Genomic DNA, 14,124 nt, shown 5'->3' with positions numbered 1-14,124 from the left:
CGGACGGAGTGGCCGCCCGCTGGACGGGCGGCCACGCGTTCCGGGGTCGGGCGCGCGACCTGGACGAGGTGGGTCAGCCCTCGACGTGCCGGTCGGCGACGTCCAGCGCCTCGTCGAGGATGTCCAGCCCCCGCTGGGCGTCCTGTTCGGAGATCAGGCAGGGCGGCACCACGTGCACCCGGTTGAAGTGCGTGAACGGCCACAGCCCCTGCCGGCGGCAGGCGGATGCCAGCTCGTTCATGGGCGCGGCCTGGGCCGGGGTGGCGGCGAACGGCACCAGCATCTCCCGCGTGCGCCGGTCGCGGACCAGCTCGATCGCCCAGAACGCGCCGAGCCCGCGCACCTCGCCGATGCTGGGGTGCGACTCGGCCATCTTGCGCAGCCGGGGGCCCAGGACGTGCTCGCCGAGCCAGGCGGCGTGCTCGACGATCCCCTCGTCCTCCATGGCCCGGATCGTCGCCACGGCGGCGGCGCAGGCCAGCGGGTGACCGGAGTAGGTCAGCCCGCCGGGGTAGGGGCGGTCGGCGAACTCCGCGGCGACCCGGTCGGAGATGATCACGCCGCCGAGCGGGACGTACCCGGAGTTGACGCCCTTGGCGAAGGTGATCAGGTCGGGCACGACGCCCCAGTGGTCCACCCCGAACCACGCCCCGGTCCGGCCGAAGCCGGTCATCACCTCGTCGGTGACCAGCAGGATGCCGTACCGGTCGCAGAGGGCACGGACCCCGGGCAGGTACCCGTCCGGCGGCACCAGGATGCCGTTGGTGCCGACGATGGTCTCGATCAGCACGGCGGCGATCGTCGTCGGCCCCTCGAACTGGATGACCTGCTCCAGGTGCTCCAGCGCCCGGGCGCACTCCTGCTCGTCGGTCTCGGCGTGGAACGCCGACCGGTAGCGGTACGGCCCGAAGAACCGGACCACCCCGGCCGTGCCGGTGTCGGTGGGCCACCGGCGCGGGTCGCCGGTCAGGTGCATCGCCGTGTGCGTCGCCCCGTGGTACGACCGGTAGGCGGTGAGCACCTTGGGCCGCCCGGTCACCAGCCGGGCCATGCGTACCGCGTGCTCGTTGGACTCGGTGCCGCCGTTGGTGAAGAAGACCCGGTTGAGGTCGCCCGGCGCGTGCTCGGCGATCAGCCGGGCGGCCTCGGAGCGCTGGTCGTTGGCGAAGTGCGGCGCGATCGTGCAGAGCCGCGCGGCCTGCCGCTGGATCGCCTCGACCACCCGGGGGTGCGCGTGGCCGATGTTCAGGTTGACGAACTGGGAGGAGAAGTCCAGGTAGCGGTTGCCGTCGTAGTCCCAGAAGTGGACGCCCTGTCCACCGGCGATCGGCAGGGGGTCGATGTGTGCCTGTGCCGACCAGGAGTGGAAGACGTGGGCCCGGTCGGCCGCCCGGACGGCCGCCGCCGCACCCGGGTCGGGCTGCTGGTTCGGAGAGTGCATGGTGCTGTCCTTTCGGGCTTTCGGGAGGGCTGTTCGGGCTTTCGGGAAAGCCGTCGGGTGCGGCTCTTGGGCGCGGGCGTCCGGGCGGGGCGATCGGAGGGGCCGGCCGGTGCGCTCAGGCCGGCACCGGGAACGCCCGCTCGCGGTGCAGGAAGTAGTCGATGTCGGCGCTCACCGTCTCGATGAACCGGCCGGGATCGCCCGCCCCGTGGTGCAGCAGGTCGGCGTTGCGCCGCCGCACCTCGGCCGAGAAGGGCAGGTTGCCGGCCTCCCGGTAGCGGATCGCCCCGGCACGGTCCCGGCCGGGGACGACCTCCGACCGCGCGTGCACGCTGGCGCTGAACGGCACGTCGAGCCGGCCGGCCTCGAACGCCGCCACGATCGCGCCGGCCAGGTCGTCGCCGTCGAGCACCGGGTCGACCAGCTCGGCGACCTCGCGTTGCAACCAGTGCATCTCCTCCCGTACCCGGTCCTCGTCGAGGTGGACGAAGTCGAGCAGCGCGGAGCCGCCGAGCAGGGCGGTGTGGATGCCGGTGGCGTTGGCGGCGGCATCCGGGATGCCGTACGCCTCCTGGTTCGTCTTGTTGATCACCTTGTCGGCGCCGCCGAGCCGGGCGACCAGGCCGCCGTAGAGGACGAGCGCGTCGGCCGCCCGGCGGTCGCGCGGGAAGACGCCCATGAACTCGTGCAGCACCGGGTAGACCTCGACGTCCGCCGGCAGGTACCGCGCGGCCAGCTCGCGGATCGACCGCAGGGCGGCCACGTCCTGGTGGACCTCCCCGCCCTGCGGGTAGGCGATGGACAGGCAGCGCACCCCCTGTGCCACGGCGGCGCGGGCCTCCAGCAGGGTGACGGCGAGGCTGATCGACGGCGGCACCAGCACGGCGGTGAGGGTGCCGAACAGCTCCCGGTCGACGAGCACGCCCGCCTCGGCGAGCCGGCCGCAGACCGCGTCGACCTGCCGCCAGCACTCCAGCGACGTGGCCAGCGGGACGTTCTTGCAGTACGGGATGTTGTAGCCGATCCCACCGCCCTCGAAGGAGGTGAAGCCGGCGGCGAGCGACACCGCGAACAGGTCCCGGGGGTCGGGGGAGCCGTGCCGGATCTCCAGCGGCACGTCGACGGTGGCGACCAGCTCCCGGCCGCGCTGCCAGCCGTGCGCCACCAGGGGATAGCCGTTGAGGTCGGCCGGGTTCTCCCGCAGCACCCGGGCGGCGTGGTCGAACTGCCGCAGCCGGGTGAACGAGTCGATCGTGACGGTCAGCATGCCCGGCCCGGCGGGCGCGAGCGAGCGCAGCAGCTCGATCATCGCGTCGTGCGCCCCGACGCCGCAGCGCGGCTGCACGATCGGTCGGCCGGCGCGTCGGGCCGCCCGCAGCGCCGCCACGGCGGTCGGCGCCCCGCTGTCGCGCAGGTGCGCCACGGTCTCCGCCCAGGACGGCAGCCCGTCGACGGTGCTGTCCGCCAGGTGCAGGTCGGCCCAGTCAGCCACGGCTGCCCACCGCCGTCCGGGACTCGCGCTGGCCGCCCGCCCGGGTGCCGACGCCCTGGTGGGCCGCCCGCGTGCCGGTGACCTGCGGGTGGGCCGCCCGCGTGCCGGTCCTGACCCGGGCGGTGCGCCTCTTCGCGCGCCGGGCCGCGCCGGGCGTGGCCGCGCGCAGCAGGTCCAGCACCAGCGGCAGCTCGTAGGGGTTCTCCAGGATGTGGTCGACGCCGAGGGCCCGCAGCCGGTCGTGCACGTCGTCGGCCTTGTGGCTGCCGACGGACAGGTTGCCGCCGAGGATCACCGGGCGGGCGAGCCGCCCGGCGGCCCGCAGCGCCGGCAGGTCCCGCAGGTCCGCGTACGCGTGCCCGTTGAGGCTGCCGATGATGACCGCCTCCGCCTCGGGGTGCGCGTCGACGGCGTCGGCGAACTCGGTCAGCGGCGTGCAGACGCCGAGGTTGACCACGTCGAAGCCGTGCTCGCGCAGGTGCATCGCGATCAGGTGGTTGGCCACGGCGTGCGCGTCGCTGCCCGCCACGCCGAGGATGACGAGGTGTCGCGTGGTGTCCATGATGCTCCCGTCCGGGCCGTCGGGCCCTCGTGTCGTAGGGGTGGGCGGCGGGGCCCCACCGGCCCCGCCGCGCCTGCCGGTCAGTCGTCGAAGGCGGCGAACAGCTCGCGGTCGCTGGTCTCGGCGAGCCGCTGCGGGTCGAACTCGTCCGGGTCCGCCTCGGCCAGCGAGTCGAAGACCAGGTTGATCGCGGGGATCAGGCCCCAGATCTCCCGGTACGGTGGCCAGCCCCGGTGCCCGCTGTCGATGTCGGCCTGCCGGGCGAAGATGTAGTTGGCCCAGTCCCGGCTCATCGGGCGGCGGTGGTGGAAGTCGTGGCAGACGGTGTCGCCGGTGAGCACCAGGTAGCGGGAGGGGAAGTGGACCAGCAGCATCCGGGTCCACCAGCGGGCCCAGGCGCGCGCCGCGGCCCCGCCCCGCAGGGAGCTCGCCGGGGCGGGCTCGCCGATGAAGATGGCGTTGGTGAGGCTGGCGAAGTACGCCTTGCCGCGGCGCTGGGTCTGCCAGGGTGCGGGGAACGTGTGCTTGACGCAGAGCCGCAGGGTGTTGCTGATCTGGAAGAAGACGGTCATCGGCAGCACCCAGCCGACCAGCACGAGGGGCCAGGCGTGGGCGACCGTGGCGAGCGCGGCGACGGCGGCGTACCCCGTGGCGGTGACCGCCCGCTCGGTGCCGCTGGCGGCGTGGCTGTAGGAGCGGATCCGGGCCCAGAGGAATCGGGCGTGGAACACCGGCGAGGCGAGCCGGCCCAGCACCTGCCGCCACATCTGCCGGCGGGTCATCCCGGGGCGCAGCCGCAGGCTGACCAGGAACGCCTGCACGGTCGGGTCGCGCAGCGTCATGTGGTGCAGCGCGTGGTGGTCGGCCACGTGCTCGGCGCTGTAGCGCTCGAAGTGCTGCACCATCAGCACCCCGGCGACGATCTTGCCGAGGATCTGGTCCGGGCGCTTGCGGGCCCACATGTTGCGGTGGGCGCACTGGTGGAACACCATCATGCGCAGGTTGCGCGCGCCGTGCAGGGTGCTCGCCCAGCCGGGCGCCAGCAGCGCGAGCCACCAGCCCGACAGGGCCAGGGCGACCCCGGTGGCCGCCAGGCCGACGGCGACGGACACGGTCGCGGTGACCAGGTGGACGGTCGGGGTCAGCCGCAGCGGACGCTGCCCCGTGTGCGGCCGGCCGGTGAGGAAGGTCAGCGGGAGCTGGGCGAAGCCGGGCAGCCGCCGCATCGAGTCGCGGACGCTGTTGTCGACCGAGTCGCGGGTGTCCCGCTCGGCGACCGTCAGCCGGTCGGGCCGCTGGTCGGCCCCCGCCGGCCCGCCGGCCCGGGCCCCGGGGCGGCGGGGCGCGGTGACGGTGGGCTCGTGCGGTGCGGCGGTGGCGGCGCGGGTGCGCTGCGGCGCGGCGCCGGTGGGCCCGTGCGGTTGCGTGGCGACGGTGCGCTGCGGCGCGGTGACGACGGCGCCGTCCGGGTCGGCGGGCCGCGCAGAGGCGTCGATGGTAGTCATTTCTCCCCTGTTTCTCTCTGCTCGGAGGCGGCGGGAGGACCCGCCGCGCTAGCGGCTCGCCCGCGCCGACCGCTCCAGGTCGGCGGCGGTGGCGAGGATGTCGTCGATGACGCGGTCCAGCTCGTCGGTGGTCGTGGCCGGGTTGAGCAGCATCAGCTTCAGGAACACCGGGGACGACCCGTCGGGCCGGCGCACGCGGGTGCGGGCCAGCAGCGTGACCCCCCGGGTCATGAGCTGCCGCCGCAGCTCGCCGTTGAAGGCGTCGGCGTCGCCGTCGTGGCGGTAGCGCAGCAGCACCGTGCTCATGGACGGCCAAGCGGCCAGCTCCAGGGCCGGCTCCGCCTCGACCCGGTCAGCGGCGTAGAGGGCGAGGTCGTGGCAGCCCTCCACCATCGCGGCCATCCCGTCGCGGCCCAGCGCGTTCATCGTGACGGCGATCTTGAAGGCTTCCGCGCGGCGGGTCGCCTGCACCGAGTTGCCGTACAGGCCGATGAAGCCGGCCTCGGCGTCGTCGTCGGCGTTCAGCGTGGTGGTCTGCTGCGCCAGCGGCTTCATGACGCTCGCGTCGCGCACCAGGAAGATGCCGGAGGTCGCCGACGTCCAGCCGAACTTGTGCAGGTCGAGGGTGACCGAGTCGGCCTCGGCGATGCCCTCCAGCCGGGGCCGCAGCCGGGGGGAGAACAGGGCCCCGCCACCGTACGCGGCGTCGGCGTGCAGCCACACGCCGTGCCGGCGGGTCACCTCCGCCAGCGCCGCCACGTCGTCGACCCAGCCCTGGTCGGTCGCGCCGACACAGGCGATGACCGCCACCGGGACCACGTCCTCCGGCAGGCCCGCCAGCGTACGCTCCAACTGCTCCGGCATGAGCCGCCCCAGCTCGTCGGACGGCACCCGGACGATCATGTCCTCGCCCAGGCCGACGATGCCCACCGCCCGGCCGATGGAGAAGTGGGTGGCGTCGGTGGCCAGCACCACCGGCCGCTTGTCGAGCCCCGTGAGGCCCTGCGCGAAGGGCCGCCACCCGCACCGCTGCGCCAGCACCCGGTCGCGGGCCGCCAGCACGGCCATCAGGTTGGAGATGCTGCCGCCGGCGGTGATGGTGCCGCCCGCGTCCGGGCCGTAGCCGACCAGCTCGCCCAGCTCGCGGATGACGTAGCGCTCCAGTTCGAGGGCGTACGGGCCGCTCTCCCAGGCGTGCAGGGACTGGTTCAGGATGCCCACCACCAGCTCGGCGGCGGCGGCGACCGGGGTGGGCGGGCACTGCATGCGGGCCACCGCGGCCGGGTGGCTGACGTCGACCGACCAGGTGGCGTAGTCGCGCACGAACCGGCGGAACGTCTCCAGCGGATAGCCCGGCTCCGCCGGCAGCAGCGGCCCGCCCAGGGAACGCCGGGCGGCCTCCCGCACCGCCGCCGGACCGCCGGCGGTCACCGGGCCGGGCCGGTCCAGAGTCACCTCCCGCAGGGTCTCCAGCGCCACCGCGGTCAGCGCCTGCACGTGGTCCAGCCCGGCGAGGCTGCCGGCCGGCGGCAGCACGGCGTCCACCTGACGGGCGGCCGAACCCGCCGCGACCGTCTCCGTCCGGGTGCTCTCTTGCATGATCGTCACTGCGGTCTCCTCGACTCCGGCTCCGTTCGCCACATCGGCGGTGGCGGCTGACGGCGGAGGAAATCCCCGGGCACCCATCGGCCGGCTATGAGCCGGCTATCCGGCGGGCGGGGCGGCGCGGCACGCGGATCGGTTAGCCCGGGGATAGGACTTCGATAGCCGGCCGGGGACACAGGTGACAGACGCGATCCGCACCCATCCCCGTGGAGGAATCCGATGATCCGCCTGCTGCTGGCGACGACCGCCGCCGTCCTCGCCGTCGCGGTGCCCGCCGGTCACGGCACCGCCTCGACGCCGAACCTGGAGCCGGAGACCGGCTGGGGCGCCCCGGCCGGACACACCATCGAACCGATGGACGAGACCGGCTGGGGAGCGCCGACCGCACACCAACGGCAGTGGTGAGACCGAACGGGCCCGCCGGTGGGACGGGCGGGCCCGCCGGTGGGACCGGGGCGGGCCCGACGGGTGGGACCGGCGGCCCGCCCCGCGCCGGGCCTACCCGGACAGGTCCGCCAGGGCGCGCAGCGCGCGGGCGTGCCACACCCGCGCCTGCAACTCCTGGAAGATGTCCACCGCCCGGCGGAGCTGGTCCGCCGCCTCCGCCCGGTCCCGGTCGGGCAACTGCGACAGCTCGTACAACGCCTGCGCCTCCACCACCCGCTCGACGACCTGACCGGCGAGCTGCCGGGCCCGGGTCAGCATCGCCCGGGCCTTCGCGAGCCGCCCGTCGCGGCCGTACACGACACCGAGGCCGTGCAGGGCGTACGCCTCGCCCGTGCGGTCGGAGGCGGACCTGACGATCTCCAGCGTGCCCTGGAACGACTCCTCGGCGCGGCGCAGCTCGCCGGAGCGCAGATACAGCTCCCCGAGCCGGTGCAGCACCTGCGCCTCGACCCGCCGGGCCCCCGCGTCCCGGCAGATGGTGAGCGCCTCGCCCAACAGGGCGTGCGCGGCGGCCGGATCGCCCTGCTCCAGCCGGATCCCCGCGATGCTCACCAGCACGTGCGCCCGGCCCACCAGGTCGCCGACCGAGCCCAGCCCGGCCAGCGCCGCCTCGTACCCGCGCAGGGCCGCCCGGTCGTCGCCGCGCAGCCGGTTGAGGTAGGCGAGGTTGCGTTCCACCAGCGCCACCCCGTGCCGCTCGCCCAGGGGACGCAGGATCCGCAGCGCGGCGGTGAACATCCGCTCGGCCTGCCCCGGGTCCCGCAGGAACATGTGCATCGCACCCAGGGAGTGCAGCGTGATCCCCTCACCGCGCCGGTTGCCGCTGCGCCGGGTCGCCGACAGGGCGATGTCGGCGGTCTCCGCCCACTCGTCGAAGTAGCTGCGGGCCTCGAAGAGCGTCACGAGGGTGAACGCGAGATCCCAGCACAGCTCGTCGAGGCCGAGGGCGTCGGCCTGCCGCACGGCGGAGACCAGGTTGCGCCGCTCCAGCTCCAGCCAGTCCATCGGCCGGCCGAGCAGGCGGTCGGTGACCGTACGCGGCACCGGCCAGCGGGCGGCGGCGCCGTGCACGATGGTGAAGTCGCCCCCGTACTCCCGGCGGTGTGCCTCCTCGGCCACGGCGAGCCAGGCGCCGAGCACGTGCCGCACCAGCGCCTCGCGCTCCTCGGCCGGCTCCTCGGCCAGGAGGCGTTCGCGGGCGAAGACCCGGACGAGGTCGTGCAGCCGGTAGCGGGTCGAGCCGCTCTGCGGGTGGCCGTGCGCCTCCAGCAGCCGCACGTCGACCAGCTGTTCCAGCAGGTCCTCCAGCACCGACGGCGGCTCGTCGAGCAGCGGCGCGGTCACCCACAGCGGGAAGTCCTCGCAGTCGAGCAGCGCCAGCCGCCGCAGCAGCCGCCGGGACCGCTCCGGCAGGCTGTGGTAGCTCAACCCGATGGTGGTGCGGATGCACAGGTCGCGGTGGACCAGCTCGTCGAGGAGCTGGGACTGGTCCCGCAGCCGGTCCACCAGCCGGCTCACCCGCCAGTGCGGGCGGGAGGCGAGGCGGGCGCCGGCGATGCGCAGCGCCAGCGGCAGCCACCCGCACAGCCGCGCCAGCTCGTCGGCCTGCAGGGGCTCGGCGGCGATCCGGTCGCCGACGATCTGGTGCAGCAGGGCCACGCTCTGCTCCGGCGTCAGGGCGTCCACGTCGACCTCGTGCGAGCCGGCGAGGGTGCCGAGCCGGACCCGGCTGGTCACGATGACCGCGCATCCGGCCGTGTTCGGCAGCAGCGGCGAGACCTGCGTCTCGTCGGCGGCGTTGTCCAGCAGGATCAGCACCCGCCGCCCGGCCAACCGGCTGCGGTACAACCCGATCCGCTCGGTCAGGTTGTCGGGGATCGCCGGACCGGCCACGCCCAGCGCCCGCAGGAAGCGGTCCAGCACCTCCGCCGGGCGTTCCGGGCTGGGCGACGGGCCGCCGAGGTTGGCGTAGAGCTGACCGTCGGGGAACCGGTCCACCAGCGAGTGCGCCACGTGCACGGCGAGGCTGGTCTTGCCCGCCCCGCCCGGGCCCGTGATCACCGCGAGCGGGGCGAAGCCCCGGTGCCCCGGGTCGGCCTCGGCCGTCAGCAGGTCGCGGATCTCGCCGACGAGCTTCTGCCGGCCCGTGAAGTCCGCCAGGTCCGCTGGCAGCTGGTGCGGAGCCTGCGGACCGGGCGGACCCGGTGACGCATGGCCCACGGCGGCGGACGGCGCGGCCGGGGACGCGGCGTGCGCCGCCGGAAGGTCGAGCTGGGGCGCCCGGGACAGGATGGCCCGCTCCAGCCGGGCCAGCTCCGCGCTCGGCTCCATGCCGAGCTCCTCCACGAACAGCGCCCGCGCCCGCCGGTACGCCCGCAGCGCGTCGGCCTGTCGGTCGGCCCGGTAGAGCGCGAGCATGAGGTGGGCGTGCAGCCGTTCCCGCAGCGGATGCTGGGCGATCAGCGCCTCCAACTCGCTCACCAGCTCGTCGTGGAGGCCGAGCGTGAGCTCCAGCCGGATCCGCTCCTCGACGGCCGCGCCGCGCCGCTCGTCGAGCCCCCGCCGCCACGCCTCGACCGGCTCGCCGGGCACGCCGGCCAGCGTCGCGCCGTACCAGAGCGCGTCGGCGGCCCGCAGCCGGGCGACCGCCTCGGCCACCTGGCCGTCGCCGCTGAGGTGCCGGCTCTCGGTGACGAGCAGCTCGAACCGCCCCGCGTCCAGCTCCGTGGGGGACAGCCGCAGCAGGTAGCCGCCGAAGCGGGTCTCCAGGGCGTCCTTGCGGCCGACCTCGCCGAGGAGGCGGCGGAGCTGCGACACGCAGATCTGGATCTGGGAGCGGGCGGTGGACGGGGGATGGCCGTCCCACACCGTGTCGATCAGATCCTCCACCTGGACCACCCGGCCCCGGTTGGCGGCGAGAATGGCGAGGACCGTGCGGGCGCGGAGCCCGGGAATGTCGAGCCGGCGGTCTTCGTGGGTGATCTCTATTGGCCCCAGGACCCGTAGCTGCACGACCTTCCCCTGACCGTCGCCGAGTGTCCACTCAGGCTAACAGTGGGTACTGGCCGCCGCAGTGGCGCGGAACCGGCGGCGGCCCGTGGCGCGTAACCGGCCTCCTCAGCCGACCCGGAGCCGTTGCAGGTGGACCACCGCGCCGATGACGAGCAGGCCACCCGCGATCTGCACGGCGTTGAGCGACTGGCCGAGCCAGGTCCAGGCGAGGACCGCGCTGAACACCGGCTCCAGGCAGATGTTCACCGCCCCGGCGTGCGGGCCGACCCGGGCCGTGCCCCAGGAGAAGAGCACGAAGGGGGCGAGGGTGCCCAGGATCGCGACGAAGAGCACCCCGGGCAAAAGGTCGTGCCGCCCGACGATCTCCGGCACGCCCTGCGGGGCGAAGTACAGCAGCCAGGCCACACTGGACACGGCGAACGCGTACGTGTTGGCGCGCAGCGCGCCGTACTTGCGGGTGGCCCGGCTGCCCAGCACCGAGAAGGCGGCCACGCCGACGGCGGTGGCGATGCCGAAGCCGACCCCGAGGAGGTTCACGTCGCCCAGCGGCGTGGTGGGCAGCTCCACCACCAGGGCCACCCCGGCGAGGGCGACGACCAGCCCCAGGGCGATCGCGATGCCGGGCCGGCACCGGCCGAGCAGCACCAGCCACCCCACCACGAACGCCGGGGCGAGATTCTGCAACACCATGGCGACCGCGACCGGCAGGTGGCTGATGGCCAGGAACAGGCACGCGTTGGCCACGGCGATCGCCAGGCCGAACGCGACGACCAGCGGCCAGTCGATCGGCTCCGCGCGCCCCGGCGTGCCGGCGCGGCGGCGGGCCAGGGCGAGCAGCAGGCCGAGCCCGGCGAGGGTGATCAGGGTACGGGCGGCGACCAGCTCGGCGGGGCGCAGCCCTGCGTCGAACAGGTCGCTGGCGACGGTGCCGCCGAAGCCCCACAGCGCGGTGGCGACGCACACGGCGAGCAGCCCGAGTCGCCGCGCGCCGGGGTCGGGCGCTTCCTCGTCGTGGGCGGGGCGGGCATTTCGCTCCTCGGGGTGGGCGTCCCGCTCGTCGGGGTGGGCGTCCCGCTCGTCGGCGGACGAGGGGTTCAGGTCGGCGGATGCCGTCATGGAGTCACCTCGGCGTGGTCGTCGTGCGTGTCGGACCGGTTGCGGACGGTGGTACCCAGCGCGAACCCGACTGTAACCTCTAAACTGTTTGAACGGTTACCGGCGCGCGGGGTGGGACGATGTGGGAGGTGGGACGATGAAACGCCAGGAGGCACCCGGCCGGCTGGAGGTCGTCCGGTCCTTCGTCAACACGCTCGACCTGGAGCGCGGCGTCGACGAGCTCGACACGGTGGAGGGCCTGGCCGCCTGGCTCGCCGCGCAGTCGTCACCTGCCGAGTTCCCGGGCGTGCCGCTCCGGCCGGACGTGCTGCCCTGGCCCGGTGAGTTGGCCCAGCCTGTTGAGTCGCCCCGGCCGGGCGTGCCGCCCGTGCTGACCGAGGCGGACCGGCGGGCGGCGGTGGAGCTGCGCGAGGCGCTGCGCGACACCATCGCCGGCACCGGGTCCGCCGCTGTCGTCCCCCTGGGGCCCTCCGGCCCCCGGGTTGCTGCCCCCGCCCCGGCGGGGCTGACCCGGCTCAACCGCGTCGCCGCGCGGCTGCCCGTACACCTGAATTTCACCGAGGCGGCGACGCCGCAGTTCGTGCCCGAGCGCGGCGGCATCGACGCCGTGCTGGCCGGGCTGCTCGGCGTCGTGGCCGTCGCCGCGCTCGACGGCACCTGGGGCCGGCTGAAGATGTGCCCGGCCGAGGACTGCCGGTGGGTCTTCTACGACCACGCCCGCAACCGGACGGGGGTGTGGTGCCAGATGGCCGAGTGCGGCAACCGCCGCAAGGTACGCGAGCACCGATCCCGGCAGCGCGCCTCGTCGGCCGCACGTACCTGACCGAACCAAAGGCGAAGATTCCGTAGATCTTGGAGAGTTCCGGCCCCCGGAGGGGCCATTGCGTTCCAAGATCTCCCATTCTTGCGCGCGATCTTGCAGTTGTGGCCCCCTGGGTGGGTGCATCGTCCTTTTTGTTAGGGCCGAAAGTGCAAGATTGCGGGGCAGGGGGGCTCAAATGGACTTCGTGGCCCCAGAAGGGCTCTCGCCGCTGGTTCTGCTTTTCACCCTGCTCCGACTCGCCAGCGACGAGGCGCCCGACCGGGCTGTCCGGCTCGTCGAGCGCCCCTACGTCACAGAGGTACTGGCGGTCGACTTGGCTCCGATCGCGAGATGGAATCCGAAGAAGCCGTTGGCGACGTCGTCGGAAGAGATCAGAGGACCGGCGTCTTCGGCCTGGCCTGCCTGGCTCAGTCCATCCTCGATCAGTCGTGGCTGCTGGGGCAGGAGTTGGTGCAGCGGCTGACCCATCCCAGGTCTTCGACATGGAATGGGAAGCGGTGCTTCCTCGCCGCGAGCTAGCTCGCACCGCCGCCGGTGTGGCGCAGCCGGGTGAGAACGTCGGCGATCTCCCGGGTTTCCTCGTGCTCCGGCCCGTAGATCAGGGAGAGATCCTCGTGCAGCGGCACCAGCTCTGCCGTCGCCTGCTCGGTGTTGCCTTCGGCGAGCAGCAACATGCTGATGTCTCGTCGTAGCTCAAGGGCGTCCGAGGACATGTCGCCCTCGGCGGCGCGGACGTGGGCGAGAACCTGGCTGAACTGGCGTAGCGCCACGGTGGCCTGGCCCAGCTCTGCCCGGCAGTGAGCAGCCTGGCGCAGGCAGGCCAGCGCGTCGTCACCGGTCGGCCCTCCGGTGCGCGCGAAGGCTGAATACAGTGCGTCGAACTCGGGTAGGGCCCGGCGGAAGTCACCGCCGATGACCAGGATCGCCGCTCGGCGCTGCCGGAGGGTGAGGACGCGGGGGTTCTCGACGCCCAGCGCCGCTGCCGCCGGCTCGATGACCTGTCGCAGCGCCTCCGCCGCCTGGGTGTACCGCTCCTCCGCGAGCAGGTCGTTGGAACGCTCCACAGCGCCTCTGAGCACCGCCCGCAGCTCGGTGGCCGGCAGGGCGTCCGGTGGCGGGGGTGGGGCGGGGCGGTCACGCGGATCGCCCGCCGCCGCGGTGCCGGGGCGGGGCCTGGGAGCGTTGGGACGGCGGTACGGCAGCGTGGGGTCGGGCACGTTGGCTGGACGGTGACCGGTGGTCGGCAGGGTTGCCCCCGACCCGGGGAGGAACGGAAGCAGTCGCTCGTGGACGTCGTGCGCGTCCCGGGGGCGCTGCTCGGGAACCTTGGCGGTGAGTTCGCCGACCAACCGCTCCAGCGCCTCGGGCACGTCGGGGCGGAGGCGCCGCAGCGGCGGCGGTGCCTCGCTGACGTGCTGCCGCATCAGCTCGAACTCGTTGTCACCAGTGAAGACCGTCCTACCCACGAGCAACTCGTGCAGCACACAGCCGAGGGCGTACAGGTCGCTCTGGGGGGTGATCCGTGCGCCCTGGATCTGCTCCGGCGGCATGTAGTGGTGGGTGCCGACCAGGCCGCCGGTGCCGGTGAGACGGGTGACGTCGGTGCGGAGGATGGAGGCTATCCCGAAGTCGAGCACCTTCACGGCGCCGCCGCCGGACACGAGGACGTTCTCGGGCTTGAGGTCCCGGTGCACGACGGGGACGGCGTGGGCGTGGGACAGCACCGTGCAGATCTGGGCGGCAATCGTCGTCGCCCACTCGATCGGCACCGGCCGCAGGGGATCGACGTAGGCGCGCAGCGAGGTGCCGCGCACGTACTCCATGACCAGGTAGACGCGGTCGTAGGAGTTGTCGAGCACCGCGTCGTACACCTGGGGGACGCCGTGGTGTCGGATGCGCGCGGTCACGCGGGCCTCGTGGCGGAACCGCCTGGCGAACTCCTCGGCCTGCTCGGCGGAGGAGATCACGTCGGGGCGGATCAGCTTGACCGCGACCTCGCGGTCGAGCACGGCGTCGTAGCCGCGCCAGACCTGCCCCATGCCACCGGAGCTGATCTGCTCGACCAGCTCGTACCGGCCGGCGACCGGCTCCGGGCGCATCACCGTGGCCTCCCGTCTCTCT

11 protein-coding genes are annotated in these 14,124 nt (G+C 74.0%); 2 read left to right on the top strand and 9 right to left on the bottom strand.

Features of this window, described 5'->3' with window-relative positions; genetic code table 11:
- Window positions 1-73 precede the first annotated feature (73 nt).
- From ACFYWL_RS13705 to ACFYWL_RS13685, 5 genes are all read right to left on the bottom strand, one after another.
- On the bottom strand, window positions 74-1,441 hold the full coding sequence (locus ACFYWL_RS13705) for an aspartate aminotransferase family protein (protein WP_386971759.1): 1,368 nt from the start codon (window positions 1,439-1,441) through the stop codon (window positions 74-76).
- Window positions 1,442-1,556: 115 nt separating this feature from the next.
- Window positions 1,557-2,933 carry a methylaspartate mutase gene (locus ACFYWL_RS13700; protein ID WP_386971757.1) on the bottom strand — a complete coding sequence of 459 codons (1,377 nt, stop codon included), beginning with the start codon at window positions 2,931-2,933 and terminating at the stop codon, window positions 1,557-1,559.
- Complete coding sequence (locus ACFYWL_RS13695; RefSeq protein ID WP_386971754.1) at window positions 2,926-3,495, bottom strand: cobalamin-dependent protein; 570 nt, start codon at window positions 3,493-3,495, stop codon at window positions 2,926-2,928. Before ACFYWL_RS13695 ends, ACFYWL_RS13700 begins: the two co-directional genes overlap by 8 nt.
- Window positions 3,496-3,575: 80 nt before the next feature.
- Window positions 3,576-5,000 carry a stearoyl-CoA 9-desaturase gene (locus ACFYWL_RS13690; protein ID WP_386971751.1) on the bottom strand — a complete coding sequence of 475 codons (1,425 nt, stop codon included), beginning with the start codon at window positions 4,998-5,000 and terminating at the stop codon, window positions 3,576-3,578.
- Window positions 5,001-5,048: 48 nt separating this feature from the next.
- A complete protein-coding gene (locus ACFYWL_RS13685) occupies window positions 5,049-6,599 on the bottom strand; it encodes a pyridoxal phosphate-dependent decarboxylase family protein (protein WP_386972014.1) in 1,551 nt (516 codons plus the stop codon).
- Between the two features lie 225 nt (window positions 6,600-6,824).
- Between ACFYWL_RS13685 and ACFYWL_RS13680 the strand changes: the two genes are divergently transcribed.
- Entirely contained in the window at window positions 6,825-7,010 is a 186-nt protein-coding gene (locus tag ACFYWL_RS13680; RefSeq protein WP_386971748.1) for a hypothetical protein, read from the top strand.
- Between the two features lie 93 nt (window positions 7,011-7,103).
- On the opposite strand, the gene ACFYWL_RS13675 is transcribed toward ACFYWL_RS13680, so the two are convergent.
- On the bottom strand, window positions 7,104-10,064 hold the full coding sequence (locus tag ACFYWL_RS13675) for a BTAD domain-containing putative transcriptional regulator (RefSeq protein ID WP_386971746.1): 2,961 nt from the start codon (window positions 10,062-10,064) through the stop codon (window positions 7,104-7,106).
- Window positions 10,065-10,169: 105 nt separating this feature from the next.
- The gene (locus ACFYWL_RS13670) at window positions 10,170-11,180 is read right to left on the bottom strand and encodes a DMT family transporter (RefSeq protein WP_386971744.1); all 1,011 of its coding nucleotides are present in this window, start codon (window positions 11,178-11,180) and stop codon (window positions 10,170-10,172) included.
- Window positions 11,181-11,316: 136 nt separating this feature from the next.
- Between ACFYWL_RS13670 and ACFYWL_RS13665 the strand changes: the two genes are divergently transcribed.
- Window positions 11,317-12,003 (top strand): CGNR zinc finger domain-containing protein, encoded by a 687-nt coding sequence (locus tag ACFYWL_RS13665; protein ID WP_386971741.1) that lies wholly within the window; start codon window positions 11,317-11,319, stop codon window positions 12,001-12,003.
- Window positions 12,004-12,288: 285 nt separating this feature from the next.
- On the opposite strand, the gene ACFYWL_RS13660 is transcribed toward ACFYWL_RS13665, so the two are convergent.
- Together ACFYWL_RS13660 and ACFYWL_RS13655 are read right to left on the bottom strand one after the other, a co-directional pair.
- Window positions 12,289-12,471, bottom strand: a complete 183-nt coding sequence (locus ACFYWL_RS13660) for a hypothetical protein (protein WP_386971739.1) — start codon at window positions 12,469-12,471, stop codon at window positions 12,289-12,291.
- Window positions 12,472-12,518: 47 nt separating this feature from the next.
- Window positions 12,519-14,102: a protein kinase gene (locus ACFYWL_RS13655; RefSeq protein ID WP_386972011.1), complete on the bottom strand. Its 1,584-nt coding sequence runs from the start codon at window positions 14,100-14,102 to the stop codon at window positions 12,519-12,521.
- Window positions 14,103-14,124: the final 22 nt, after the last annotated feature.

The organism is Micromonospora sp. NPDC002575, from assembly GCF_042889525.1.
GTDB lineage: Bacteria > Actinomycetota > Actinomycetes > Mycobacteriales > Micromonosporaceae > Micromonospora > Micromonospora carbonacea.
The sequence above is the reverse complement of the archived record's forward strand: the minus strand, read 5'-3'. Positions and strand labels throughout refer to the sequence as shown.

Excerpts from the sequence above, each read along its gene's own strand:
- ACFYWL_RS13705 (WP_386971759.1), bottom strand. The coding sequence starts at position 1,441 with ATGCACTCTCCGAACCAGCAGCCCGACCCGGGTGCGGCGGCGGCCGTC.
- ACFYWL_RS13695 (WP_386971754.1), bottom strand. The coding sequence starts at position 3,495 with ATGGACACCACGCGACACCTCGTCATCCTCGGCGTGGCGGGCAGCGAC.
- ACFYWL_RS13690 (WP_386971751.1), bottom strand. The coding sequence starts at position 5,000 with ATGACTACCATCGACGCCTCTGCGCGGCCCGCCGACCCGGACGGCGCC.
- ACFYWL_RS13685 (WP_386972014.1), bottom strand. The coding sequence starts at position 6,599 with ATGCAAGAGAGCACCCGGACGGAGACGGTCGCGGCGGGTTCGGCCGCC.
- ACFYWL_RS13680 (WP_386971748.1), top strand. The coding sequence starts at position 6,825 with ATGATCCGCCTGCTGCTGGCGACGACCGCCGCCGTCCTCGCCGTCGCG.
- ACFYWL_RS13670 (WP_386971744.1), bottom strand. The coding sequence starts at position 11,180 with ATGACGGCATCCGCCGACCTGAACCCCTCGTCCGCCGACGAGCGGGAC.
- ACFYWL_RS13665 (WP_386971741.1), top strand. The coding sequence starts at position 11,317 with ATGAAACGCCAGGAGGCACCCGGCCGGCTGGAGGTCGTCCGGTCCTTC.
- ACFYWL_RS13660 (WP_386971739.1), bottom strand. The coding sequence starts at position 12,471 with ATGGGTCAGCCGCTGCACCAACTCCTGCCCCAGCAGCCACGACTGATC.
- ACFYWL_RS13655 (WP_386972011.1), bottom strand. The coding sequence starts at position 14,102 with ATGCGCCCGGAGCCGGTCGCCGGCCGGTACGAGCTGGTCGAGCAGATC.